The organism is Acidovorax sp. SUPP3434 (assembly GCF_030159015.1).
Classification (GTDB): domain Bacteria; phylum Pseudomonadota; class Gammaproteobacteria; order Burkholderiales; family Burkholderiaceae_C; genus Paracidovorax.
On sequence record NZ_BQXL01000004.1, the window covers coordinates 218,965 to 244,691 of the forward strand.

A 25,727-nucleotide genomic window follows, 5' to 3' on the forward strand; every position below is an offset into this window, starting at 1 on the left:
CCGAAGCGCCCAGGCCAGGCGTTGCCGGGCGTTTCAGTGCGCCGCGCCAGCGCCGAAGCGAAAGCTCGACGCCGTCACGCCGCCGTACACGCCTTCCTCGTGGTACACGCAGTCGGCCCGTTCGGCCTCGGCCGCGCCGGCCGCGACCATGAGCGGAATCAGGTGGTCCTCGCGCGGGTGGGCGATGCGGGCCGCCGGCGCGCTTTCCCAGCCCATCAGCCGCGCGGGCCGGTCGGCCGGATCCGCGTGCACCAGCGCGTCCTGCAGCCATTGGTCGAACGCCACCGAAGGCGCCCGCCCGGCCTCGCCGAAGCGGCGCAGGTTGTGGTAGCTCAGCCCGCTGCCGACGATCAGCACGCCTTCATGGCGCAGCGGCGCCAGTGCGCGGCCGAGCGCCAGGTGCTGGGCCGGGTCCAGATCGCGCTGCAGCGACACCTGGATCACCGGCACGTCGGCGGCCGGGTACATCACCTGCAGCGGCGCGAAGGTGCCGTGGTCGAAGCCCCGCTCCGCATCGAGCCGGCTGGGCAGGCCGGCGGCCCCGATGAGGGCGGCGATCCGCTGCGCCAGGGCGGGCGCGCCCGGCGCCGGGTAGCGCACCTCGTAGGTGTGGGGCGGAAAGCCGTGGTAGTCGTACACCATCGGCGGCCGGGGGCTGGCCATCACGGCGAAGGCCTCGTCCTCCCAGTGGCCGGACACCACCAGCACGGCCTGGGGGCGGGTGGCGATCTGGCGCGGGATGTCCTGCAGCGAGTGCTCCAGCGTGTGCATGGTGCGGCGCATCTCGGGCACGTACGGCCAGGGGCCGCCGCCGTGCGACAGGAAATAGGTGGGCAGGGGGGAGGAGGGCGAGTTCATGGCGGTCCGTGGGAATGGGGGGCGGTAGAGGGCGAAAGGCGCCGGCGAGGGTGTCAGGCACCGCGCGGGCGGATCGGCGCGCGCCGGGCGCGGCCCCACAGCACAAAGGTGCACAGCGCCAGCAGCACGAGGTTGAGCGGCACCACCATCGCCTCGCCGCGGCTCAGGTGAAAGGCGATGGCGAGCCCCTGCAGCACCACGCAACACAGGGCCGCCAGCACGGTCAGCCGGGGCAGGATGCGCGTCAGCGCGGGCAGCAGGATGCCCAGGCCGCCCGCAATGTCGATCAGCCCGATGGCCCGCACGAAGGCGACGGGGTACTGCCCCGTCCACGGCATCATCGCGCTCAGTTCAGGAATGGGCGTGGTCAGCTTCACGACGCCCGAGGCGCAGAACACCGCGGCGACCAGCACCTGGGCGATCCAGAGGCCGATGCGCAGCGCCCGGCCCGCGGACGGGGTGGCGGCGGTGGGCGAATACGGGGTGGCGGGCATGGCGGTTCTCCAAAGGGGCCACAGCGCGTGGCGATGAAAGGGAATGGGACTGGACGCAATTTAAGATTTCCCCCAAAGGAAATCGATGGCGTTAGAGTGATGGCATTCTTTCCTTTTTTGGCAACCATGAACCCTGCAGACCTGGAACTGACCGGCCTGCGCGTGTTCCAGGCGATCGTCGAAGCCGGCAGCTTCAGTGCCGCCGCGGACCGCCTGGGCATGGCGCCGCCCATGGTGAGCAAGCACATCGCCCGGCTGGAACGCACGCTGGGCGCGCGCCTGCTGCACCGCACGAGCCGCAGCATGAGCCTGACGGAGGCCGGCACGGCGTTCTACGAGCAGGGCCGGCAGGCGCTGGAACTGCTCGACGCAGCCGCGGCCTCGGTGGGCCACGGGCAGAACCGGCCGCGGGGCGAGTTGCGCATCAGCGCCCCCGTGTGGTGTGCCACCCCGCGCTTCGCCCGGCTGCTGGCCGACTATCGCCGGGCATGCCCCGAGGTGCGGCTGGACCTGCACCTGGACAACCGCATGGTGGACCTCGTCTCGGAGGGGTTCGACGTGGCGCTACGCATGACCGCCGAGCCTGCGCCCCAACTGATCGCGCGGCCCCTGTGCCAGATGGCGTTCCATCTGGTCGCGGCGCCCGGCTTCCAGTCCGGCCCCGACGGGGACGTTGATTCGGCCGGCGCGCCCCGGCCCATCCCGATGGTCATGCCCAATTACGTGCAGCTCGAGCGCCTCAAGAATGCCCTGCAGGAAGGCATGCACCGGCACATCGACGCCGTGATGAAGTCCAGCGACAGCACCCTGAGCTACCACGCCGTGGTGGCCGGCATGGGCGCGGCCTTCCTGCCCGCATGGCTGGTGGACGACGACCTGGCCAGCGGGCGGCTGGTGCAGTTGCCGGGCGATGCGGAGTTCGTGGGCACACTGTATGCCGTCTATGCCAGCCGGCGACAGATGCCGCTCAAGCTGCGCAGCTTCATCGACTTTCTGGCCGAGCGCCTGGGTGGGGCGCCATTGCCGTCCTGACGCTCGCGCACCGATGACAATGCGCACAGCCGCCGCCGGAGATCCCACCACCCAAGGCAGCCCATTCCAACGCCATGCGATCCCCTGGAGAGCGCGATGACAGAAATGAGGACCCTCCCGTCGCAAGGATCGCTGCTGTCGGTGCAGGCCATCGGGCAAGGCCTGCCCGTCGTGTTCCTCCACGCTGCGGTCTGTGACAGGCGCATGTGGGCGGCCCAGATGGGCGCATTGGCCGGCACCTGCCGGGTGATGGCCTATGACCGCCCCGGATTCGGTGACTCGCCCCTGCGCACGGCCGATTCGTCATCGATGGCGGATGGGCTGGCCGTTCTGGAGGGCCTGGGCGTGACGGAACCGGCGGTCGTGGTGGCCTGCTCCCAGGGTGGCCGCATCGCGCTGGAGATGGCGTTGGCGCATCCGTCCAGGGTGCGGGGCCTCTTTCTGATCGCCCCCTCGCTCAGCGGCGCCCCGGCGCCGGCGTATCCCCCCGAGATCGAAAGCCTGCTGAGAGCGCAGCAACTCGCGGAGCAGGCTCAGGACTGGGAGGCACTGAACCGTATCAAGGCACGCCTCTGGCTGGACGGCCCCCTGTCGCCCGAACTCCGGGTGGAAGGCGACGCGCGAAAGCTGTTCCTGGCGATGAATGCGATCGCCATCGCGAACAGGCTCCGGGGCGGGGAGACAGACAACGTGCCGGTGTACGGCCGGCTCGCGGAGATCCGGTTGCCTGCCCAAGTGGTCTGGGGTGACCTGGATTTTCCCCACGTTCAGCAGCGCGCCCAGAGGGCCGCAGACCAGATGCCGAATGCACAGGGGATCGCGTTGCACGGCGTGGCGCATCTGCCGTCCCTGGAGTGCCCCGATGCCGTCACGGACTTGCTGAGGCAGTTTTTGGGCGAGATATGAAGCCGGTGGAGAGGCTGTTGTCTTTGCCACGCGAACCCGTGTCCGAAGGCTTTCCCTGCAAGCAGGCGCTCTGCCCGTCCGTCGAATCACCCTATCGATCCAGCCGCTTGCTGGACAGAAACTGCTGCATCTGATCGGCCACCTGCACGTTGTTCAGGTCGGAGAACGGGAAATGCGTGTTGCCGCGTATTCCGATCTCGGGAAGATGCACCAGCTTCGCGTCGCCGCCATGCCGGTTGACGGCCTCGACCCACAGCCGTGCCATCGCCAGCCGCACGCGCCAGTTGTCCTGTCCGGGGTCCGTGCTCGGCGCTGCAGGGATGTTGTCGCCGTAGTAGAGGACGATGGGAATCCGCGTGAGCGCCTTGAACTGCGCCATCGGCACCGCGACCCCGTTCAGCGGGCCGGTCAGGCTGGGCAGGGTGGGGGGCACTTCACCTTCGGGAAAAACAAAGCCGCTTCCGGGCTCGTAGGAGACGACGGCGCGGATGGCGGGGTTGTCCATGACGGCCTTCCAGCCGAGCCCGCCGCTGTAGGAGTGCGTCACCAGCACGCCGGGCCCGATGCGCCGGAACAGCGCGGACATGGCATCGACGGCCACGGGGTTGTCCAGGGGACCGGTGTCGGGCGCCATTTGCCGAAAGAACTGGTTCAAGGACTCCGGGTCGCCCGGAAACTGCACCTGCGGATAGAAATTCGGCCAGACACCCAGGCGGAAAACGTTGAACCAGCGCTGCTCGTCGGGCTCCGCCGTGATCTGGCCGGCCACGGTGCTGCGGCCGGCACCCCCTCTGCGCGGCTGATCGACGAGGTAGACCGGAAATCGGCGGCGCAGAAAGATCGTCTGGAACCCTTCGCGGCCATCGGGCGTGGTCTCCCACGTTTTGGAGAACACGCCGAAGCCGTGCCACATCACCAGGGGCAGCTGGCGCGCGTTCACCGGGATCTGGTAGGTCACGCGGGCATGGTCGCCGTGCAAGGTCTGCCCGGCCGGTCCCGGCTGTCCGAGGACGTAGGTGCCAGGGCTTTGCACGACGGTGCCGCCGACCGCGAAACTGCCCTGCGCCTGGACGGCGATGGGTGCAGAAGCCGCAGTCTCCTGCGGCGCGGCATGGGCGTGAAGAGCGACCGTGCCGCCGAGCAGCGCGGTCAGGGTCTTGCAGAGATGGCGTTGCATGGTGTTCCTCCACGGGGTCGGGGCTTTGCGCTTTCTCATTGGACAGGGGCCTTGAAGACGTCCCGCGCCACGCCGGCAGCCGTCACGGCGTTCGGCCAGCCCGCATAGAACGCCAGGTGTGTCAGCGCCTCGACCAGTTCCGACTCGGTGACGCCGTTTTGCCGCGCCAGCGCCATGTGCGAGCGCAGCTGGTCGGGGCGGTTCATCGCAATCAGTGCGCTGACGGTGACCAGGCTCCGGTCACGCGGCGACAGGCCCGGCCGGGCCCAGACATCGCCGAACAGCACGTCGTCGGTGAGCTGGGCCAGCTTCGGCGCGACGTCGCCGAGCAACTGCTGGGCACGGGAGGGCTGGGCCGCAGAAGCGGAGGGAGACGGGGGCGTGTCCGTGCGCGGCTTTGCCTGGTAGTCCTGTTCGCTGACCTGCTCCAGCCAGTCCACGGTCTTGCCGTCCTGCGCTTCCTGGATGGCGATGTGCGCCATGGCGCTGTCCGGCGCGGCGCCGTGCCAGTGGCGCGCATGGGGCGGGATGCGCACGACATCGCCCGGACGGATTTCCTCGACGGGTCCACCCCAGCGCTGCACGCGGCCGACCCCTTCCGTCACGATCAGCGTCTGGCCCAGCGGATGGGTGTGCCACGCGGTGCGGGCACCGGGGGCGAAGCGGACTTTGCCCGCCGAGGTGCGGGTGCCGCCGTCGGGGGTGAAGAGCATCTCGACCTGGACCGTGCCGGTGAAGTTCTGCGCCGGTGCCGACTGCACCGGGCGCGAGGCCGCGCGGGAGATCCGGATTTCCGGTTCTGCGGCGCCGGCGGTGTTCAGCATCGAGAGCGCAAGCGCAGCGGCTGCGATGGGTTTCATGGTGTGCCTCCTTGGCGTGTGGTGGACGGGAGATGGGCTTGCAGCCATTGCGTCACCTGGTTCATGGTGCGCCGCTCCTGGTCCGCCTCCATGGCGAAGCCGCGGTGCAGCCGCGCCTTCGGCGCATGGGCCGCGAGCACGGACGGGCTGTTGCCCAATCCGTAGCCCCCGTGGGTGACGAAGGGGATCAAGGTCTTGCCTGCAAGATCGTGTGTGGAGAGGAACGAGCGGATGGCAGGAGGTGCCGTCTCGCCCCAGATCGGAAAGCCCAGGAAGATCGTGTCGTAGCGGCCGATGCCCGGCACCTGCGCATGCAGCGCGGGTTCAAGGCCGCTGTCGCGCTCTTTCCGGGCTTGCTCGACCACCGCGAGGTATTCCGCGGGATAGGGCACGGCCGTCTGGATCTCGAAGAAATCGGCACCGTGGGCGCGCTGGATCAGGCCGGCCACGACGCGCGTGTTGCCGGTGCGCGAGAAGCAGGCCACCAGCGTGGTCGGCGATGGGCCTGGGCGCGGCCCCTCCGATCGGGTGCTGGCGCCTGCCGGGCCGCCGAGCGACAGCCCCGCCAGCGAGGCCATCAGCGCACGCCGGTCAGGCGCTGGTGGGAATGCCATGCGAGCGCCTGTGCATCAACGTCCCACGCGCGCCTGCAGCGCTGCGGGATAGCGGTCGCCTTCGATCGGCACTTCGGCCAGCACGCGCGCGATACTGCGGAGATCGTCGGCGGAAAGCGCCAGGGATGCCGCGCCCAGGTTCTCGTCCAGACGGTGCCGCTTCGTCGTTCCGGGAATGGGCACGATCCACGGTTTTTGCGCCAGCAGCCACGCCAGGGCCACCTGTGCGGGCGTCGCGCCCTTGGCTTGCGCAATGGCGCCCAAGGACTCGACCAGCGCCTGGTTGGCCTGGCGCGCCTGCGGACTGAAGCGGGGCACGATGCTGCGGAAGTCGTCCTGGCCGAAGGGCGTGGTCGGGTCGATGGCCCCGGTGAGAAACCCCTTGCCCAGGGGGCTGAACGGTACGAAGCCGATCCCCAGCTCTTCCAGGGTCGGCAGGATCGCCTGCTCCGGTTCGCGCCACCACAGGGAGTATTCACTCTGCAAGGCGGTCACCGGCTGCACCGCGTGGGCACGGCGAATGGTCTGCGCCCCGGCCTCCGACAGGCCGAAGTGGCGCACCTTGCCTTCGGCGATCAGCGCCTTCACGGTGCCGGCGACATCCTCGATGGGCACATCGGGGTCCACCCGGTGCTGGTAGAGCAGGTCGATCACGCCCGTGCGCAGGCGCTTGAGCGAACCCTCCACCGCCCGGCGGATGTGCTCGGGCCGGCTGTTGAGAATCTGCTGCTTGCCGTCGTCCCCGAACGTGAAGCCGAACTTGGTGGCGATCACGACCTGATCGCGCATCGGTGCCAAGGCTTCGCCGACCACCTCCTCGTTGAGATAGGGGCCGTACACCTCTGCGGTGTCGAAGAAGGTCACGCCGCGCTCCACCGCGGCCCGGATGAGAGAGACCGCCTGCTGCCGGTCGGTCGCCGGCCCATAGCCATGGCTCAGGCCCATGCAGCCCAGGCCCAGTGCGGACACCTGCAGGCCGGATTGGCCCAGTTGACGTTTTTCCATGGGGTTCACCTCACAAAGTTTTTGCGTAGAACGCGGTCAGCTTGGCCATGGCCGCATCCACGTAGCGCGGGACCCAATAGGTCTCGATGTGGGTGGCCCCTTCGATCTTGAACAGTTCCTTGTCCTTGGCGCCCGTGGCCTTGGCGAAGGCGTCCTCGCTCATGTACAGGCTGTCGGCCTGACTGCCGGCGATCATCAGCAAGGGCTGCTCGATCAGGTCGATATGGTCGGTCGCATCCCAGCGCATCAGGTCCACCAGGCTGCTCATCGTGTACTTGAAGGTCGAGTTCGGGTGTGCGTGCGTCTTCCAGTAATACGCGTAGCCCTGGCGGTACAGGTCGAAGGGCAGCTTTGCGATCTGCTCGTCGTTGAGGTTGGCATCGCCTGCGTAAAGGACTTCTCCGCCCGCGGCCTCCTGCGCCCGGGCCGCCGAAGCCTGCTGCAGCCGTTGCGGCACGGTGTGGAGTTGGGAATCCGCATAGCCATTGCGGCGCACCCGTCCCGAATTGAACATGCTGACCGTCGCGACCGACTTGAACCGCTTGTCCGTCTGGGCCGCAGCCAGCGAATACCCACCGCCGCCGCACAGGCCCAGCAGCGCCATGCGCTGGGGGTCCACCCCGGCATACCGCGCCAGGAAATCCGCCATGCCGTGGATGTCCTCGATGCGGTTCGCGGGCTTGTCCACGCTGCGAGGCAGTCCGCCGCTGGCGCCCTGGTAGGCCGCATCCGCCGCGATCGTGATGTAGCCCTGCTCGGCCAGTCGTTGCGCGTACAGGCCCGCCACCTGCTCCTTGACCCCGCCGTTCGGATGCGCGACCACGACGGCGGGATAGGCCTTGGCAGGATCGAAATGGGCCGGCGTGTAGACATTCGCGGAAATGTCCAGGCCATTGAGCACGTATCTGACGGGGTGGATCTGAACCTTGCCGGGCTCGTTCCTGGTGATCGCACCCTCGTAGACCAGGGTGAAGGGGTTCTTCTCATGGTCCGCCGAGACGGCCTCTGCGCCGGCGATGCCGACCATCGCCGCAAGAAGCGTGGTTTTCAATGGGTTGGGAATCATGGGCGAGGCTCCTGTCCAGAAAGGGTTGTGGAATCCGGGTGGCTTCGCACGCTGCGACTGGCGACGGATCGTTGTCATCGCGACTGCGCAGCGTTCCACCCTCGCCTCGGACTTTAAGCAGTGAGGCTGCAAGCCACTAGGCCGCTTCAGCTTGCACCAGTGGCAAGTAAAGGTTGATACTGGGGCGCGCGCGACAGCGTGTTCTCATCCGGTCACACCCACCATGCCAATCAATGAATTCAAGGCAATCTCCACCTTCGCCAAGGCCGTCGAACTGGGGAGCATTCGACAGGCGGCCCTGGCGCAAGGGGTCTCTCCGCAGGCGGCGAGTCAGGCCATCGCCCAACTGGAGCAGCACCTCGGTGTCCGGCTGCTTCACCGCACGACCCGCCATCTCGCGCTCACCGAAGAGGGACAGAACCTGCTGGAGAGCACACAGCCGGCACTGGCGGCGCTGGACCGGGCCCTGGCCTCGGCCCGCCAGAGCAAGGAGGGCATTGCCGGCCCCCTGCGCATCGTCGGACCCAGGACCTCCTTTGCGGAAATCCTGATGCCGGTGCTGGACGAGTTCTGCCAAGCCCATCCCGGCATTCAACCGGACGTTCACCTGGACGACGGCATTGGCAACTGGGTGCAGGACCGGGTCGATATCGGTTTCAGAATCGGGGCATCGCCCCAGGATGGGGTGATCGGCCGCCAGTTGTTTCCGATCCAGATGATCGTGTGCGCCGCCCCGGCCTATCTGGCTGCGCACGGCATGCCCCACACGCTGGAGGATCTGGCCACACACCGATGCAGCGTGTACCGCCATCCGGCCACGGGGAAGGTCTCCGCCTGGTATCTGACCGTCGATGGAAAGGTCGAGCACCGGCAAATGTCGCCAGCGTTCGCGACCAACGATTCCGAACTGGAATTGCAGGCCGTGCTGTCGGGGCAGGTGATCGGGCAGCTCGCGAATTTCTCCGCGGCCTCGCATATCCGGGCGGGGCGGCTGGTGCCCGTGCTGGTGGCGCACCTCAGCACCCACATCGGCCTGCACATCTACTACGGAAACCGCACGGCCCAGCCCAGGCGGGTGCGGGCGTTCCTGGACCTTGCGATCGCTCGCCTGCTCGATTGCCCTGCTTACGTGCTCTCCGGCAAGGAACTGGCCTCGGCCACGCAGGGAGCGAGGCGCGCGTTGTCGAAGGGCGCCGTGGCCCGGCCCTAGTCCTGCAGCAGCTGCCCCGCCAGCGCCGCTGCGGCGGTGCGCGTTTCCACGCCGAGCTTTTCGAAGATGTGCTCCAGGTGCTTGTTCACCGTGCGCGGGCTCATGCCCAAAATATCAGCGATATCGCGGTTGGTCTTGCCCTTGGCGAGCCACGACAGCACCTCGGTCTCTCGCGGGGTCAGCGCCACGGGCGGCAACCGCGGCGCGGCGGCGCCTGCGGCCGGGCCCTGGCTGAGCAGCAGCATCGACTCGGCCAGGCCGCTCGCGCCCAGGTGACGGGCTTGCAGCTGGAGGCCGCCGGGCAGGGGCGTGCTGGCTTCGCCCTGCCGCTGGGCCTGCGCCAGCCAGCGCGCGGGGTCGCCCGCAGTGGCGTCGCCGTGCCCGCCGAAGGCGGCCTCCAGCCAGCGCGTGGCCTGCGGCGAGCGCCAGGCGATGCGGTCCTGGCCATCGAGCACGACCACGCCCAGGCCCGCCACGTCCACGGCCTCGCGCGCCAGCCGGGCGGCCTGCGCGTTGGCCACATGGGTGGCCAGGCGGGCCATCACCTCGGGAATGCGCAGGGGCTTGACCACATAGTCCACGCCGCCGCTGGCAAAGCCGCGCAGGATCTGCTCGGTCTCCGACAGCCCGGTCATGAAGACGATGGGCACGTGCGCCCACGGCGGCGTGGCCTTGATGCGGCGGCACAGCGCGAAGCCGTCGGTGCCGGGCATCACCGCATCGAGCAGCATGCCGTCGGGCACGGTCACCTCGAAGCGCTCGATGGCCTCGTCGGCATCGCGCGCGGCCAGCACGGCATAGCCTTCGCCTGCCAGCGCATCGCACAACATGCGCAGGGTGTCCAGCGCATCGTCCACCACCAGGATGACGCGGCGCGGGGCGGCGGCCTGCACGCTGTCAGGGGAGTTCGTCATGTTCGGGTTCTCGCAGAAGGTGGGCCAGGGCGTCGAAGTCGAAGCGGTCCGCGCAGGCCTGCAGCTGCGCCAGCGCGGCGGCATGGCCGGGCAGACCGTCGCGTGCGCCGCGCAGCCGCTCGCGCACGGCGGCGGCCTGGCCCTGCCGCGCCAGGCGGTTCAGGTCTTCGCGCAGGTCGGCGGGCAGGGTGTGGGGCGGCGGCGCGGGGCTGGCGGGTGGCGAGCCCTGCGAGGCAGGGGCCTTGGCCGGCGTGTTGTCGTGCACCCACTCCAGCTGCAGCGCCGCCTGCAGGGCCTGCAGCAGTTCCGATTCGATGATGGGCTTGCCCACGAAACCCTGGCACTGGGCGGCGGCCAGCCGCGCGGGCTCGTTGTCGAACTGGTTGGCCGAGACGAAGACGATCGGCAGCGCCGCCGCCGGGCGCAGCGCCCGCAGCAGGGCGGCCGTCTGCCAGCCGTCGAGGTCGTCCATGGTGATGTCCAGCAGCACGAGGTCGGGGGGCGCCTGCCGCACGATCTCCAGGCACTCGCGGCCGCTGGCGGCCTCGCGCACGGTGAACCCCAGCGGCACCAGCAGCCCGGCCAGCAGCTGGCGCTGCAGCGGCTGGTCGTCCACCACCAGCAGCGTGCGGCGCGGTGCGATGTGGCCGATGACGGGCCGCAGGGCCACGGCGTGCGTGGGGCGCCAGGCCGGGTCGGGGGAGATGCCGGGCAGGTACAGCCGCACGGTGAAGGTGCTGCCCTGGCCGTGCCGGCTGGCCACGGTGAGCTGGCCGCCCATGAGTTCGGTGAGCAGGTGCGTGATGGTGAGGCCCAGGCCCGTGCCCGCCTCGCTCGCGCGGCGCCCGGCGCTGCCGCGCTCGAACGGCAGGAAGATGCGCTCCAGGTCCTGCGGCTCGATGCCGATGCCGGTGTCGATCACCTCGATGCGCGAGACGTGCGGGCGAAAGTCCAGGCGCAGCCGCACCTCGCCCTGCTGGGTGAAGCGAACGGCGTTGGACAGCAGGTTGATGAGGATCTGGCGCAGCCGCTTTCCATCGGCCCGGATCCAGTCCGGCACGGTGCCCAGCGTCTCCACCACGAAGGTCAGGCCCCGGGCCTCGGCCTGCGGGCGCAGCATGCCTTCGACGTTGCGGATCAGCTCGGCCAGCGGCAGCGGCGCCAGGTCCAGCCTCAGCCGGCCCGCCTCGATGCGGGCCAGCTCGAGCGAGCCGTCGATCAGCGCGTGCATGTGCTGGCCGCTGTGCTGCATGGTGGACAGCGTCTCGCGCATCCAGCCGTCGGTCTCGGGGTTCTTGAGCAGGATCTGCGTGTAGCCGAGGATGCTGTTGAGCGGCGAGCGCAGCTCGTGCGTCATGCCGGCCACGTAGCGCGTCTTGGCCATGCTGGCGGATTCGGCCCGGTCCTTGGCGGCCTGCAACTCGGCATCGGTGCGCTTATGGGCTTCGATCTCCTGCAGCAGCAGCTGCGTCTGCCGCTCGGACTCGTCCTGCGCCATGCGCCGGCTGTCGGTGCTGAGCACCACCCACCAGGCGCACACGGCCGCCAGCAGGGACAGCAGGGCGAACACCTTCAGGAACGGGGTGCGCAGGAACTGGGCCGGTGTCTCCAGCCCCTCCTGCACATAGACCACGCCCACCAGGAACGCCATCACCGCGCACAGCGACACCAGCACCATCAGGTACTGGCCAAGGCGGAAGTTCACCCGGGCCGCCCAGGTGCGCGGCAGCAGCAGCGCGGCCACCGCGCGCAACTGGTCGGCCGCGCGCGAGCCGGTCTTGCAGCGGTCGTGGCAGCGCGATTCGAGCGAGCAGCACAGCGAGCAGATGGGCGCGCCGTAGGCCGGGCAGCGGGCCATGTCCTCGGACTCGAACGGGTTCTCGCACACGGCGCAGCGCACGGACTCGCCGGGCTTCCACAGCGTGTCCGGCATGCGGGCCAGGTAGTAGCGCCCGCCGGTGGCCCAGGCCAGCAGCGGCGACAGCGCCATCGACAGCGCCAGCGCGATGAAGGGCGAGAACGCGGCCGCATGGTCGCCCAGCAGGCCGGCATAGGCGCAGCAGGCCACGGAGGCCGCCAGCACCATGGCCCCCAGGCCCACGGGGTTGAAGTCGTACAGGTGCGCCCGCCGGAACTCGATGCCCCGGGGCGACAGGCCCAGCGGCTTGTTGATGACGAGATCGGCCACCAGCGCGCCCACCCAGGCGATGGCCACGTTGCTGTACACGGCCAGCACCTTCTCCAGCGCGCCGAACACGCCCAGCGTCATCAGCAGCGTGGCGATGCCCACGTTGAACACCAGCCACACCACGCGTCCCGGGTGGCTGCGCGTGATGCGGGCGAAGAAATTGGACCAGGCGAGCGAGCCCGCGTAGGCATTGGTCACGTTGATCTTCACCTGCGAGACCACCACGAACACCACCGTGACCGCCACGGCCAGGCCCGGCAGCCCCAGCGCCTGCATGACCTGCTGAAAGCCGGCCAGGAACATCTGCGTGGGCTCGGCCGCGCGGTGCGTTCCCACCTCGAACTGCAGCGCGGCGAAGGCGAGGAACGCGCCGCCCGCCATCTTGAGCATGCCCATCACGATCCAGCCCGGGCCGGCCACCAGCACCGCGCCCCACCAGCGCCAGCGGTTGGCGGCGGTGCGCTCGGGCAGAAAGCGCAGGATGTCCACCTGCTCGCCGATCTGCACCACCAGGGAGAAGATCACTGCCGCCGCGGCACCGAACATGAGCGGATCGAACTGGCTGCTGCCGCTCTTGAGGCCCGACAGCCCCGCGAAGTCGCGGTACAGCTGCGGCTGCGCGAGCGCGATCCACACGAAGGGCAGCAGCAGCAGGAAGAGCCACAGCGGCTGCGTCCACGCCTGCAGCCGGGAGATGAGCGTGATGCCGCGCATGGCCAGCGGCAGGATCACGAGGGACGACAGCACATAGCACCACTGCAGCGGCCAGTCCACCACCATCTGCAGTGCCAGCGCCATGATGGCGGCCTCCAGCGCGAAGAAGATGAAGGTGAACACCGCGTAGATCAGCGAGGTGATGGTGGAGCCCAGGTAGCCGAAGCCCGCGCCGCGCGTGAGCAGGTCCATGTCCAGCCCGTAGCGCGCCGCGCAGTAGGCGATCGGCAGGCCGGTGAGAAAGATCAGCACGCCCACCGCCAGGATGGCCCACATCGCATTGGCGAAGCCGTAGTTGAGCGCGATGGCGCCGCCGATGGCTTCGAGCGCCAGGAATGACAGCGAGCCGAACGCCGTGTTGGCCACGCGCCATTCGCTCCAGCGCCGAAAGCCCTTGGGCGTGTAGCGCAGCGCGTAGTCCTCCATCGTCTCGTCGGCCACCCAGGCGTTGTATTCGCGGCGGAACCGAAAAATGGTCTGCGGCGCGGTCTGGGGGGTGGGCGGTGCGATCGGGGCCATGCCGGGCCTGCATGCAAGAAACGTTCTTGTCCGCGCCGTGCGCCGGGGCCGGGCGGGCGGCTACGTCAATTGACGTATGGGCGCGCAGCAGGGTTGTCCCTAATCTTGGCCCCAGCGCGGAACCACCGACGCCGTCCAACCACCCCGTATTGCCTGTTGCAAGGAGCGCTCCCATGAAGCACCCCCTCGATCCGAATGTCTCCCCCCTCCTGGCCGCGGATGCGGGCCGCCGCCGGCTGCTGCAGGCCATGGGGGCCGCCTCGGTGGCGGGCCTGCCCGCATGGTCCTTCGCGCAGCCCACGGCGCAGGTCAACACCACCAAGCTGGCGGTGACGGACACCGAGGTCACCGTGGGCCAGCTGCATTCGGCGACCGGCACCATGGCCATCTCGGAGACGGGATCGATCCAGGCCGAGCAGCTCGCCATCGACCAGATCAACGCCATGGGCGGCGTGCTGGGTCGCAAGATCAAGGTCATCAAGGAAGACGGCGCCTCCGACTGGCCGACGTTCGCTGAAAAGTCCAAGAAGCTGCTCATCAACGACCACTGCGCCGCCGTGTTCGGCTGCTGGACCAGCGCATCGCGCAAGGCCGTGCTGCCCGTGTTCGAGAAGGAGAACGGCCTGCTGTACTACCCCACGTTCTACGAGGGCCTGGAGCAGTCCAAGAACGTGATCTACACCGGCCAGGAGGCCACGCAGCAGATCCTGTACAGCCTGGAATGGGCCAAGACCGAGAAGAAGGCCAAGACCTTCTTCCTGATCGGCTCGGACTACATCTGGCCGCGCACCTCGATGAAGATCGCGCGCAAGCACGTGGAGAACTTCCAGAAGGGCAAGGTCGTGGGCGAGGAGTACTACCCGCTGGGCAGCACCAACTTCGGCTCGCTCATGAACAAGATCAAGGTGCAAAAGCCCGACTGCCTGTTCGTCGCCGTGGTGGGCGGCTCCAACGTGGCGTTCTACAAGGCGCTCAAGGCGGCGGGCATCACGGGCGACAAGCAGCTGCTGGTGACGCTGTCGGTCACCGAGGACGAGATGACCGGCGTGGGCGGCGAGAACTTCGCGGGCTTCTATTCGTCGATGAAGTACTTCCAGTCGCTGGACAACGAGAACAACAAGAAGTTCGTGGCCGCCTTCAAGGCCAAGTACGGCCCCAATGCGGTGATCGGCGACGTCACGCAGGCGGGTTACCTGGGTCCCTGGCTGTGGAAGGCCGCCGTCGAGAAGGCCAAGAGCTTCGACGTGGACAAGGTGGTGGCCGCATCGCCGGGCATCGAACTCAAGACCGCGCCCGAGGGCTACGTGAAGGTGGACGCCAACCACCACCTGTGGAGCAAGTCCCGCATCGCGCAGGGGCTGCCGGACGCCACGTTCAAGGTGGTGGCCGAATCGCCCGAACTCATCAAGCCCGATCCCTTCCCCAAGGGGTATCAGTGACCACCCCCTGAGGCGCTGAGCGCCTTCCCCTCTCTCGCTGCGCGGGAGGGGGACGACACCTTCGGTGCGGGGCGGCCCTTCCTCGGTGTCCCCGGCATGAGGCCGCGCCGGTCGTCAGTCCCGCGCCTGGTGCGGACCGTTGTGAGGGCGGCACTGCCGCATCGGGCTTTTTTCTTTGATGGGCTTGCACGCAGGAGCTGCACCATGACCTTTTCCGAAATGATGAACATCGGCCTGATGCAGGGCTTCGCCGGCCTGAGCCTGTTCGCCGTGCTGCTGCTCATGGGCCTGGGGCTGGCGATCATCTTCGGCCAGATGGGCGTCATCAACATGGCGCACGGCGAGTTCATGACCATCGGCGCCTACACCATCTACCTGGGCTCCACGCTCGCGTCCACGCACGCGCCGCAGTGGATGCCGTTCTATTTCCCGCTGGCCATCGCCGCGGCCTTCGGCTTCGCGTTCATCGCGGGCTGGCTGGTGGAGTGGGGCCTGATCCGCCACCTGTACAAGCGCCCGCTGGACACCCTGCTGGCTACCTGGGGCATCAGCCTGGGGCTGCAGCAATGCTTTCGCACCTTCATCGGCCCCAAGGAAGTGAGCCCGACCCTGCCTGACTGGCTGCTCGGATCGTGGGCGCCCGCCGAGGGGCTGGACATTCCCATCAACGGCCTGTTCGTGCTGGCGCTCACGCTGGTGGTGACGGCGGGCGTGCTGCTCGCGCTGCACAGGAGCCGCTGGGGCCTGCGTGTCCGCGCCACGGTCAGCAACCGGGTGATGGCCAACGCCATCGGCATCGATACGAAGAAGACCGACCGACTCACCTTCGCCATCGGCTGCGGTATCGCGGGGGTGGCGGGCGCCGCGTTCACCACCATCGGCTCCACGGGGCCCACCTCGGGCTCGCTCTACATCGTCGATGCGTTCCTCGTCGTCACCTTCGGCGGCGCGGCGAGCCTGCTGGGCACGGTGGTGTCGGCCTTCGGCATCGCGCAGACGCAGTCGATCACCGAGTTCTTCCTGGCCGGCTCCATGGCCAAGGTGATCACGCTGTCGCTGATCGTGCTGATCCTGATGGTGCGGCCGCAGGGCCTGTTCGCCTCGAAGGTGCGCCGCTGAGCGCGCGCCCACTGCTTTGCCCCCACCCTGCACCCACCGGAGTCGTCCCATGAATGCCCTCAAAGCCTGGATCCTGCGCTACCAGTTGGCCAGCCTGGTGCTGCTCACGGTGCTGCTGGCCGTGGTGCTACCGCTCGCCCTGGACATCTTCCGGCTGAACCTCGTGGGCAAGTACCTCACGTATGCCTTCGTGGCCATCGGCCTGGTGATGGTGTGGGGCTATGGCGGCGTGCTCAGCCTGGGGCAGGGCGTGTTCTTCGGTCTGGGCGGCTATGCCATGGCGATGCTCCTCAAGCTCGAAGCCTCCGACCCCGTGAGCACCAGGATCCAGTCCACGCCCGGCATCCCCGACTTCATGGACTGGAACCAGATCACCGAGCTGCCCGCCTTCTGGGTGCCTTTCAAGAGCCTGCCGTTCGCGCTGGCGGCCGTGATCGTGGTGCCCACGCTGCTGGCCTGGATCGTGAGCTTCGCCATGTTCAAGCGCCGTGTGGGCGGCGTGTACTTCGCGATCATCACGCAGGCCGTGGCGCTGATCTGCACCGTGCTCATCATCGGCCAGCAGGGCTACACGGGCGGCGTGAACGGCATGACCGACCTGAAAACCCTTTGGGGATGGGACACGCGCACCGACAGCGCCAAATACATCCTGTACTACGTGTGCGTGGCACTTTTGGTGCTGTCCATCGTGCTGTGCCGCTTCATCCAGACCAGCAAGCTGGGCACGCTGCTGCTGGCCATGCGCGACAAGGAAGACCGCGTGCGCTTCTCGGGCTACGACGTGGCCAATTTCAAGGTGTTCACCTTCTGCCTGGCGGCCGCGCTCTCGGGCATCGGCGGCGCGCTGTTCACGCTGCAGGTGGGATTCATGTCGCCGAGCTTCGTGGGCATCGTGCCGTCCATCGAGATGGTGATCTACGCGGCGGTGGGTGGCCGCATGAGCCTGGTGGGCGCGGTGTACGGCACGCTGCTGGTCAACGCGGGCAAGACGTACTTCTCGGAGAGCTTTCCCGACCTGTGGCTGTTCCTCATGGCGGGACTGTTCATCGGCGTGACCATGGCCTTCCCGCTGGGGCTGGCCGGCCTGTGGGAAAGCCGCATCGTGCCCTGGTGGAAGGGCCGCCGCGAGGCCCTGCGCCAGGCCGCAGTGCCCGCGCCGCAGGCCGCCGCGACACGCAGCGCCGCGGTGGACACCGAGCCGGCGGTGCGCGGGCCCGGCCTGCCCGAAGGCACCCGCCGCCAGAGCGCCTGAGCGCACGCAACCGGAGCACCTCCCATGAGCAACACCGACTTCGCCCTGGCCGTGGAAGACCTGACCGTCTCGTTCGACGGCTTCAAGGCCATCGACACCCTCACGCTGTACGTGGACAGGAACGAACTGCGCGTGATCATCGGCCCCAACGGCGCGGGCAAGACGACGCTGCTGGACCTGATCTGCGGCAAGACGCGCGCCACCAGCGGCAGCATCAAGTTCAAGAACGAGGAGCTGACGCACATGGCCGAGCACAAGCGCGTGCGGCTGGGCATCGGCCGCAAGTTCCAGACGCCGTCCATCTACGAGAACCTGTCGGTCTTTCAGAACCTGGAGGTGTCCTATCCCACCGGGCGCACCGTGTTCGGCGCCCTGGCCTTTCGCTGCACCAGCGCGGTGAAGGAGCGGGTGCAGGACGTGGCCGACGACATCGGCCTGGGCGGGCTGCTCGCCACCGAGGCCGGCCTGCTCTCGCACGGCCAGAAGCAATGGCTGGAGATCGGCATGCTGCTGATGCAGGAGCCCGAGCTGCTGATGCTGGACGAGCCCATCGCCGGCATGAGCGCGCGCGAGCGCGAGCTCACGGCCGAGCTGCTGCAGCGCATCTGCAGGAACCGCGCGGTGATCGTGATCGAGCACGACATGGAGTTCGTCAAGCGCATCGCGCACAAGGTCACCGTGATGCACCAGGGAAAGATCCTGGCCGAAGGGTCGATGGACAAGGTCCAGAACGACCCCAAGGTGATCGACGTGTACCTCGGCCACTGAGACGCGCCGCTGCCCTTTGCCCACGCCTTGAGTTTTCTGGAGCCCCCCCCATGCTGAAAGTCACCGACCTGCACGTCGCCTATGGGCAGAGCGAAGCGCTGCACGGCATCTCGTTCGAGGGCCGCGCCAACGAAACCGTGGCCATCATGGGCCGCAACGGCATGGGCAAGACCACGCTGTTCAAGAGCCTGATGGGCGTGATGCCGGTCAAGAGCGGCTGCATCACCGTGGCCGGCCAGGAGGTGACGCGGGACGAGAGCTTTCGGCGCGTGGCCAAAGGCATCGCCTACGTGCCGCAGGGCCGCATGATCTTCCCCACGCTGACGGTGGAGGAGAACATCCAGACCGGCCTGGAGAACTCGAAGACCCGCCAGATCCCCGAAGAGATCTATGCGCTGTTCCCCGTGCTGTGGGACATGCGCCGTCGCAAGGGCGGCAATCTTTCGGGCGGGCAGCAGCAGCAACTGGCCATCGCCCGTGCGCTGGTGACCGATCCCAAGGTGCTGCTGCTGGACGAGCCCACCGAGGGCATCCAGCCTTCGATCATCAAGGACATCGCCCGCGCCCTCAACGAGATCCGCAAGCTGCGCCAGATCACCATCGTGGTGAGCGAGCAGGTGCTCTCGTTCGCCATGGACGTGGCCGACCGCCTGTTCGTGATCGAAGGCGGCCGCCTGGTGCATGAAACCGCCCGCGCGGACACCGACCAGCAGCGCATCAAGGCCTACCTGTCCGTGTGAACGGCCACGGTCCGCGACGGATTTTTCGTTCCTTCCCTCTCGCCTTCCCTTCCCTTCACTTTCCAGGAGCACGCCATGGCTGAAACCCTCATCCACGTCGATCTGAGCCAATCGCCGACCCAGAACGAGAACATCCACAACCGCTGGCACCCCGACATTCCGATGGCCTGCTGGGTGAATCCGGGCGACGATTTCATTCTGGAAACCTTCGACTGGACCGGCGGCTTCATCAAGAACAATGACAGCGCCGACGACGTGCGCGACATTGACCTGACCACGGTGCACTACCTCTCGGGCCCGGTGGGCGTGAAGGGCGCGGAGCCGGGCGACCTGCTGGTGGTGGACCTGCTCGACATCGGCGCCAAGCAGGACAGCCTGTGGGGTTTCAACGGCTTCTTCTCCAAGAAGAACGGCGGTGGCTTTCTGACCGAGCATTTCCCCGAGGCACAGAAATCGATCTGGGACTTCAAGGGCATGTTCACCAGTTCGCGCCACATTCCCGGCGTCAACTTCGCCGGCCTGATCCACCCCGGCCTGATCGGCTGCCTGCCCGACAAGAAAATGCTCGACCTCTGGAACGAGCGTGAGCAAAAGCTCATCGACACCGACCCCACCGCCGGCCTGGCCAACCCCCCCTCGGCCGGCACCGCCCACATGGGCCGCCTGACCGGCGAGGCCAAGGCCAAGGCCGCGGCCGAAGGCGCGCGCACGGTGCCGCCGCGCGAGCACGGCGGCAACTGCGACATCAAGGACTTGTCGCGCGGATCGAAAGTGTTCTTCCCGGTCTATGTCGACGGCGCGGGCCTCTCGGTGGGCGACCTGCATTTCAGCCAGGGCGACGGCGAAATCACGTTCTGCGGCGCGATCGAAATGGCCGGCTGGGTGCACATGAAGGTCACCCTCATCAAGGGCGGCATGGCGAAGTACGGCATCAAGAACCCGATCTTCAAACCCAGCCCCATCGTGCCGACCTACAACGATTATTTGATCTTCGAAGGCATCTCGGTCGACGAGGCGGGCAAGCAGTACTACCTGGACGTGAACGTGGCCTACCGCCAGGCCTGCCTGAACGCGATCGAATACCTGAAGAAGTTCGGCTACAGCGGCGCGCAGGCGTATTCGATCCTGGGCACCGCCCCGGTGCAGGGCCACATCAGCGGCGTGGTCGATGTGCCCAACGCCTGCGCCACGCTGTGGCTGCCGACGCAGATCTTCGAGTTCGACATCAACCCGAACGCCAGCGGCCCGGTGAAGATGCTGGATGGCAGCATCGACATGCCGCTGTCGCCCGACCTCGCCTGACCGGCCGCCACACGACAGGACCTACTCCATGCCCACCTACGACTACCAGTGCGCCACGTGTGGCGGCTTCGATGCCCTGCGCAGCCTGGCGCTGCGCAACGAGCCCGCCGCCTGCCCCCAATGCAGCGCTGCGTCCCCCCGCGTTTTCGCCACGGCCCCGCGACTGGCCTGCGTGAGCCCAGAGCAGCGCCGAGCCTTCGACACCAACGAGCGGGCGCAGCATGCGCCGCGGTCCTCCCGCAACGGTGACGAAGGCAGTTACGGCCGGATGCGCCATCCGGCAGGGTGCGGTTGCTGCGGCTCTGGCAAGCGCGGCGCCACGGTGACGGCGGCGAACGGAGCGAAGGCGTTTCCTAGTAAGAGGCCTTGGATGATTAGCCACTAAAGATGGCAAGGTGACGATGGGTCGCCTGATAGGATCATCGCTGTTAGTCGACCAGCTCAAGCTGGTATTGCTTTGCAGAGGGACGAGGCAGTCGCTGGCGGCTGCAGCCTCACATATAACCTCAAGCAGACCTCCAAATCAGCAGCACATTGCCGGTCGTGGTGGTGGCTAATCAAGGATCAGGCTACCCCGGTTCGCTCCTTCCGGCCTTCGCCGCCTACAAGGTTCCGACCAGCACTCGACACTAGCTCAAATGCTTTTTCGTCAACACGTCCAATAGAGTGCCGCCCGGCGAGAGGCTGATCGAAGCATGACGATGGGCAAGCGCGACAGGCACAACGGAGTTCTCATAGAGGTCGAACTCCAAGTGCCTAATTAGCGCGAACGCCCGCGCAAGCCAACGATCATAATTTTTGGGATCAGCCTTTTGCCCAGAGAAGTCCTTGCGGTTCTGCTTGTTGGCGAACGGGTAGGCGAGGCAGACGTCGAAGATGCGCCCACTGTCGGTTTTGTAGATGAAGTCCTGCCCATAGTAGGTCTCGTGGCCGAAGTTGTCGGTCAGCGGCGCGATGCCGTTGATGAACTCAGCACGGTATTTGTCCGAGATCGCGCAGAACGTGCCGTTCTCCAAGTGGGGAGAAAGAGCGCGGGCGTGCTCCATGACCATGCCGTCCTTTTGCAGGCCCATGATCACAGGCGGAGGCAAGCACGCGGCGGCGCACCGCTCAAAAAGCCCGTTGTAGAAGGCTTGGATCGACGCGTGATACCTCGCGGGCTGGCCGAAGAGGGCCAACGGCCCGTCCACCATGATGGCAGCCCCGGACACTGTAGACAGGTTGTTGTCCGCCATCGCCTTCAGGAGGGTCACCAACTGCAGGTGCTCCACTGCATTCATAAAACGGGTGATCGCCGAGGAGTTGTCGCCTTGGTCGGAGATCTGCTCGTGGATGCGCAGCGAATCGGTGACATAGACCGTAGCGCCGCAGCCGGAACAAGCGCTCTCGTCCTCGCCCTTTTTGAACAGGTGGGGGCATTCGAGACCGCACGACGGGCACTTCTCAATGGCGATCTGCCCACCCTCCAAGTGATAGAGCATGTCCTTCACGGACAAGCCGCCTCGGGGGATCTGCGTGCGCTCGTCGGAGAGTTGCTCGTAGACCGCCCTGCGAAATCCGTCCTGAACGCGCAATCCCTTGTAGCGGACATTTGAGCCGGGCAGCGTGAACGCGACGGCTCGGGCCTTGTTGTGAAGGCTTGCCGCCGCGTATGGGTCGACGAATGGGCTGCCTGGAGTCACCAGCCCGTTGTAGTCGCCCATGTCGAACGCCATGAAGCTGGTCTTCACGTAGCCCACCTGGGTAGATGGAAACTTCTTGTCGATGGGCTCCGAGTAGGCGCTGCCGTCCGAGGCCACCACCAGTCGCGGAAGCTCATAGCACTTCGGCGCGGGCTGGTAGAGCGCCGCGATGGATTCCGCGGCTTGGTCTCCTGGCTGCGTCAAATAAGAACATTCCGACAGGAACTTCTTGACGTCATCGTTCTTGACGATGTCGATGTGCCCCCGCTTGCTGGCCTGCTGTCCTTCGTAGGGCATGCGCGCTCCTTGAAACTCAATTTGCCTTGGAGGCGTTGGCCGCGTCTATCTCCGCGAGTTGCTTCTTCAACTCGGCCGGGGTGAATCGGTCTATTTGAACTGGCACAACGAAGGGCGACGAAAGCGTCTTGATGCGAGCGAAACCGACGTCCTGCGCCGACTTCAGCGAGGCAACGAAGTCCGCGAAGTCGTAAAACTTGGCCAACGCCTTCAACTCGTCGTCATTGTTCAAGTGCGTGACGAACCAGTTCTCGGTGTTGGCAAGGATGTTTGGATGGATCGACGACGGTTCCTGTGTGGCGTAAACGAACGCGATCTTGGCCTTGGCGCCCTCCTTGGCGATCCGCGGCCAAGTTGTAGTGAGCTCCTCCTTCTTGCCGATGAGATTGTGTGCCTCCTCAACGTAGATCACGATGTTCTGCGGCGTCCTGCCCGAGTTGTATTCGCGGAAGGATGTGTCGAAGATCTGCTGCGCAATGCGTTTGGAGAGGACGGAGCGAACCTCGACCGGCCCCGCCGACAAGTCCAGTATCACGATCTTGCCAGCCCATAGGTGGCCGACGACTTCCTTGACGACGTCGCCTTGACGCTTGGGCGAGTGATATTCCTTGATTCCGATCAGTGCCCGAAAGCCACGGATCGAGGTGCCGGTGGCATTGGCCCTCGCGAGCACGTTCAGGTAGGACTCCATCATGGGGTCCACCCAAGCGTTGCCCGACGAGTTCGTGAAGCCCTTCTGCGGCTTGCTCTCCGCCTTCTGCTGTTCGCGCAGCTCATAGTTGAGGCTACGGACAGTGGTGAAGAAATCCACCGCCTGCTGCGGGGAAAGGCTGCACGGCCCCTTGCCTACCGGAGTGGGCGTCGGGCCGTCTGCGTTCTTCACCGCCTCCAGAACGTCCTTGTTCGCTGGGAACTTCACTACCAAGCCAGTTGGCGCGGGAAAGCCGGCAGCGAATAGGATGGCTTGAAAGACCGCGACGCGTTGCTGCCAACGCTTGTGGTTGGACATGTCGGTGGCCTCGGGCTCCTCGAGTCCCGATTCGAGAAACTGCTGCAAATCAGTCTGGTTGCGGAACGGATCGTTGACCAGCAGCTTCGAGATCAAGTTGAGCGCCTCGGCGGGCTGCTCGTAGAAGTTGGTCCGAAGGTCGAGAAAGCCTTCCGTCTCAATGGCCCGATAGCGAACGCAGTCGGCGCCGAACACCGCCGCAATGGAGCTCCCGTCGTCTTGGTGGTTTGCGTTCGAATACTCGCCATTGATGTCGAAGATGATCTGGCCGATCTTGATGCCATCTCGACGTCCGGCCGTAGCCACGGAAGCCACGGTGGTCTTGACCGTGTTCGACTTACCAGTACGTGTCATGCCCAAAACTGCCGTTCGTCGAGCCAAGAAGTCGGAAGGCTGGATCAGGACCAGCACCTTGGGCTCGTCCTTGCCGCGGTGCAGCCGGGAGGTCGACGTATAGCGCACCGTGCCGATGGGAATCGAGCTCGGAGCCGACTTGAATCCGGCAGCTAGCGCGTCAGTCAGCATCGTCTTGCGGCGGTCGGTGTTGATGTGGTTGACGATCTTTTCAAGCGCGCCGGCGCGAGGCTTGTAGGCGCGAAGACGTGTCGCGGCGAAGTAGTTCTCGACATCGCTACCCAACTTGATCTCTCCGTCATCATCAAGAAAGAACGTTCCTAGGATGCGGCATTCGAGCCCCGCGTATTGGAGTTCGCTCTGCGTCATTGGGTCGAAGCCGTCGGTGTCGCTGGTCGGATAGCGCTCGTTAGCCTCGCGACGCTGATTGTGCTCAATGCGGGTCTGCACCATCTCGCCGTCGGAGGGCAGGCGCGCCGGCCCAAGTACTCTCAGCAGAATCAGTTCGTTGTCGAATGCGGTCGCATTTGCGGGACTCTGCGGATTGATCGCAGTGGCCACTAGAAAGCTGTTGTGTGGGATGCCTGCCACGCGCGCTTTCCAATTGTCGTTCGTCAGGACCGTCGCCCTCTGAAAGTCAATGCCGAAAACGTAGCCGATGTGGTTAGTTTCGAAGTCGCCCAAGAGCGGCATCAGCTTGTTGGGAAGGACCGCATTATCGAAGACGTTAGACATGCTCTCTCCTCTGAGTCGTTCGGAATTTATTGGGCTAGGGAAGCCGCTGCTGCTGCGGAGATCGGAAACCGGAGGGCGAGGTCGCTGCCGGCTCGGGATTTTTGAGGCTTCTTGATGCTGAGCCCAACGTGCGCTATAGCCACTTTGGCGGCCGCCGGCAGTCGCTTCATATTTGTGAGCACAAGCTCGCGCCCCACGAATGCGCACCCACCCAACGGATGTGTCGAATAGGTGTTGTCGATGACGCGGGCCTTGTTCGTCACATCCTCGTAAAGATCGCGCACTTCTTGGGCATCGTCATAAGACAGAAGCCAAGGCCGGCTCATTTTTTGAAGAAAGTCCCGTAAGGCCTCGTGCTCTACCTCGTCAAACACGTAACCATAGAGCTGGTCCGCTTTGTGATAGTAGGGAGGGTCGAGATAGATGACAGCGCGCTCGTCGTCGGCAAAGCGCTCGCAGAAGGCGCGCCATCCTTCATTGGCGACAGTGACTTTGGAACGCAACTCCGAAAGCGCGAGGATGCGATTGGCGATTCGTTGACGATTGAAGCGCACATCGATCTTGATATTCTTCTGCCCCCACCCGCCTAGAGGGCCCGATTTATGAATGATTCCATTGAACGATGTGCGATTGAGGTAGAGGCACTTCAACGCTGCCGCGCGTTGGTTGGTGGGCGTCAGAGCCTTCTGCCGCTTCCACTCTTCCACGGATAGCGGCACTTCGACAACGCGGGAAGCCAGCCACTCGGCGCCGGCCTTTGAAAAAACTGTCGCCCAGAACTGTGCGATGAGGGGGTCGACGTCATTGATCGCGATTTTGTCGACAACACCATCTTCGAGCAGTGCGATCGAAACGCTTGCCCCGCCGCAAAAGGGCTCGACAAACAGCCGAGGGCGGCCAGCGTTGAGAGAGATCGTCTTCGCGATGAAGTCGCTGAAACGCGCTTTGCTCCCCGGATATCTAAGGACGCTTCTTGTGCTGGTGCTCATGCTCAAAACTTATTTCTTGATCTAGCCGCTGGCTATTTATATAGCCCGTCCCGAATGGTATTCGTTGATGTCGCGAAGTCGGTTCAAACATGCTGCGACCATAACTGCGTGGCTTTGCAATCACGCGCTGGATTAGGGCAGCCTCATGGGGCTCCTTTTTTTAGGCGACCATAGCCCGATGGGTCAGACAAGGTAGACGACGACTCCTTTCAGGTTGGGAGCGCGCATGCATTTAGCCGCTGTGCGTCCGCATTGCGCTGGTAATGCCGACCGCATGGCCCATGATGCACACAAAATGTCCACTTCATACAAATGCGGAAATTCAATCAGCAAGCCACAGCCAGCCTAAGCAGACATGTTGTACGAACTGTAATTACCGCTTTAGCCAGATTCAATTCAAGAAAATTGATCGCAACCAAGAAACCATCGATCTGTGGCTAATCCCCCAGCGATCTGGACTGAGATGGGCGAAAAAGCTGTACTT

Annotated in this window: 22 protein-coding genes; 10 read left to right on the forward strand and 12 right to left on the reverse strand. The window is 66.0% G+C overall.

The window, feature by feature from the left end; all coding sequences use genetic code 11:
• Window positions 1-33: 33 nt before the first annotated feature.
• A complete protein-coding gene (locus AVKW3434_RS09960) occupies window positions 34-858 on the reverse strand; it encodes a DODA-type extradiol aromatic ring-opening family dioxygenase (protein ID WP_284405714.1) in 825 nt (274 codons plus the stop codon).
• A 53-nt stretch (window positions 859-911) separates the two neighbouring features.
• Window positions 912-1,352, reverse strand: coding sequence for a DoxX family protein (locus AVKW3434_RS09965; protein ID WP_284394691.1), 441 nt, complete (start codon window positions 1,350-1,352; stop codon window positions 912-914).
• A 126-nt stretch (window positions 1,353-1,478) separates the two neighbouring features.
• Here AVKW3434_RS09965 and AVKW3434_RS09970 point away from each other — a divergent pair, with 126 nt between their 5' ends.
• Window positions 1,479-2,384: a LysR family transcriptional regulator gene (locus AVKW3434_RS09970; protein WP_284405715.1), complete on the forward strand. Its 906-nt coding sequence runs from the start codon at window positions 1,479-1,481 to the stop codon at window positions 2,382-2,384.
• Window positions 2,385-2,480: 96 nt separating this feature from the next.
• Entirely contained in the window at window positions 2,481-3,290 is an 810-nt protein-coding gene (locus AVKW3434_RS09975) for an alpha/beta fold hydrolase (protein ID WP_284405716.1), read from the forward strand.
• Between the two features lie 91 nt (window positions 3,291-3,381).
• On the opposite strand, the gene AVKW3434_RS09980 is transcribed toward AVKW3434_RS09975, so the two are convergent.
• The 5 genes from AVKW3434_RS09980 to AVKW3434_RS10000 are packed head-to-tail and all read right to left on the reverse strand — an operon-like array spanning window position 3,382 to window position 7,973.
• Window positions 3,382-4,467, reverse strand: coding sequence for an alpha/beta hydrolase (locus AVKW3434_RS09980; protein WP_284405717.1), 1,086 nt, complete (start codon window positions 4,465-4,467; stop codon window positions 3,382-3,384).
• 35 nt (window positions 4,468-4,502) lie between these two features.
• Complete coding sequence (locus tag AVKW3434_RS09985; RefSeq protein ID WP_284405718.1) at window positions 4,503-5,327, reverse strand: (R)-mandelonitrile lyase; 825 nt, start codon at window positions 5,325-5,327, stop codon at window positions 4,503-4,505.
• A complete protein-coding gene (locus AVKW3434_RS09990) occupies window positions 5,324-5,941 on the reverse strand; it encodes a flavodoxin (protein ID WP_272566039.1) in 618 nt (205 codons plus the stop codon). The genes AVKW3434_RS09985 and AVKW3434_RS09990 overlap by 4 nt, the downstream gene beginning before the upstream one ends.
• Window positions 5,942-5,956: 15 nt before the next feature.
• A complete protein-coding gene (locus AVKW3434_RS09995; protein ID WP_284405719.1) occupies window positions 5,957-6,946 on the reverse strand; it encodes an aldo/keto reductase in 990 nt (329 codons plus the stop codon).
• Window positions 6,947-6,956: 10 nt separating this feature from the next.
• Window positions 6,957-7,973, reverse strand: a complete 1,017-nt coding sequence (locus tag AVKW3434_RS10000; RefSeq protein WP_284405779.1) for an alpha/beta hydrolase — start codon at window positions 7,971-7,973, stop codon at window positions 6,957-6,959.
• 262 nt (window positions 7,974-8,235) lie between these two features.
• Between AVKW3434_RS10000 and AVKW3434_RS10005 the strand changes: the two genes are divergently transcribed.
• The gene (locus tag AVKW3434_RS10005; protein ID WP_284405720.1) at window positions 8,236-9,222 is read left to right on the forward strand and encodes a LysR family transcriptional regulator; all 987 of its coding nucleotides are present in this window, start codon (window positions 8,236-8,238) and stop codon (window positions 9,220-9,222) included.
• On the opposite strand, the gene AVKW3434_RS10010 is transcribed toward AVKW3434_RS10005, so the two are convergent.
• Together AVKW3434_RS10010 and AVKW3434_RS10015 are read right to left on the reverse strand one after the other, a co-directional pair.
• Window positions 9,219-10,136, reverse strand: a complete 918-nt coding sequence (locus tag AVKW3434_RS10010) for a response regulator transcription factor (protein ID WP_284405721.1) — start codon at window positions 10,134-10,136, stop codon at window positions 9,219-9,221. The two genes, AVKW3434_RS10005 and AVKW3434_RS10010, sit on opposite strands and share 4 nt — an antisense overlap.
• A complete protein-coding gene (locus tag AVKW3434_RS10015; RefSeq protein ID WP_284405722.1) occupies window positions 10,120-13,557 on the reverse strand; it encodes a hybrid sensor histidine kinase/response regulator in 3,438 nt (1,145 codons plus the stop codon). The genes AVKW3434_RS10010 and AVKW3434_RS10015 overlap by 17 nt, the downstream gene beginning before the upstream one ends.
• 173 nt (window positions 13,558-13,730) lie before the next feature.
• On the opposite strand from AVKW3434_RS10015, the gene urtA reads away from it, so the two are divergent.
• From urtA to AVKW3434_RS10050, 7 genes are all read left to right on the forward strand, one after another.
• Window positions 13,731-14,996 (forward strand): urea ABC transporter substrate-binding protein, encoded by a 1,266-nt coding sequence (gene urtA / locus AVKW3434_RS10020; RefSeq protein WP_272549824.1) that lies wholly within the window; start codon window positions 13,731-13,733, stop codon window positions 14,994-14,996.
• 204 nt (window positions 14,997-15,200) lie between these two features.
• Window positions 15,201-16,115, forward strand: a complete 915-nt coding sequence (urtB, locus tag AVKW3434_RS10025) for an urea ABC transporter permease subunit UrtB (RefSeq protein WP_284394685.1) — start codon at window positions 15,201-15,203, stop codon at window positions 16,113-16,115.
• A gap of 49 nt (window positions 16,116-16,164) precedes the next feature.
• Window positions 16,165-17,367: an urea ABC transporter permease subunit UrtC gene (gene urtC / locus AVKW3434_RS10030; RefSeq protein ID WP_284405723.1), complete on the forward strand. Its 1,203-nt coding sequence runs from the start codon at window positions 16,165-16,167 to the stop codon at window positions 17,365-17,367.
• 24 nt (window positions 17,368-17,391) lie between these two features.
• Complete coding sequence (gene urtD, locus AVKW3434_RS10035) at window positions 17,392-18,135, forward strand: urea ABC transporter ATP-binding protein UrtD (RefSeq protein ID WP_284405724.1); 744 nt, start codon at window positions 17,392-17,394, stop codon at window positions 18,133-18,135.
• Window positions 18,136-18,185: 50 nt separating this feature from the next.
• Complete coding sequence (gene urtE, locus AVKW3434_RS10040; protein WP_284405725.1) at window positions 18,186-18,875, forward strand: urea ABC transporter ATP-binding subunit UrtE; 690 nt, start codon at window positions 18,186-18,188, stop codon at window positions 18,873-18,875.
• A 75-nt stretch (window positions 18,876-18,950) separates the two neighbouring features.
• Window positions 18,951-20,177, forward strand: coding sequence for a formamidase (gene fmdA / locus AVKW3434_RS10045; protein WP_284405726.1), 1,227 nt, complete (start codon window positions 18,951-18,953; stop codon window positions 20,175-20,177).
• A 28-nt stretch (window positions 20,178-20,205) separates the two neighbouring features.
• Window positions 20,206-20,562 (forward strand): FmdB family zinc ribbon protein, encoded by a 357-nt coding sequence (locus AVKW3434_RS10050; protein WP_284405727.1) that lies wholly within the window; start codon window positions 20,206-20,208, stop codon window positions 20,560-20,562.
• Between the two features lie 244 nt (window positions 20,563-20,806).
• Here AVKW3434_RS10050 and AVKW3434_RS10055 read toward each other — a convergent pair whose 3' ends face one another.
• The 3 genes from AVKW3434_RS10055 to AVKW3434_RS10065 are packed head-to-tail and all read right to left on the reverse strand — an operon-like array spanning window position 20,807 to window position 25,243.
• Window positions 20,807-22,156 (reverse strand): hypothetical protein, encoded by a 1,350-nt coding sequence (locus AVKW3434_RS10055; RefSeq protein WP_284405728.1) that lies wholly within the window; start codon window positions 22,154-22,156, stop codon window positions 20,807-20,809.
• A 16-nt stretch (window positions 22,157-22,172) separates the two neighbouring features.
• A complete protein-coding gene (locus tag AVKW3434_RS10060; RefSeq protein WP_284405729.1) occupies window positions 22,173-24,254 on the reverse strand; it encodes an ATP-binding protein in 2,082 nt (693 codons plus the stop codon).
• Between the two features lie 26 nt (window positions 24,255-24,280).
• On the reverse strand, window positions 24,281-25,243 hold the full coding sequence (locus AVKW3434_RS10065) for a DNA adenine methylase (RefSeq protein ID WP_284405730.1): 963 nt from the start codon (window positions 25,241-25,243) through the stop codon (window positions 24,281-24,283).
• Window positions 25,244-25,727: the final 484 nt, after the last annotated feature.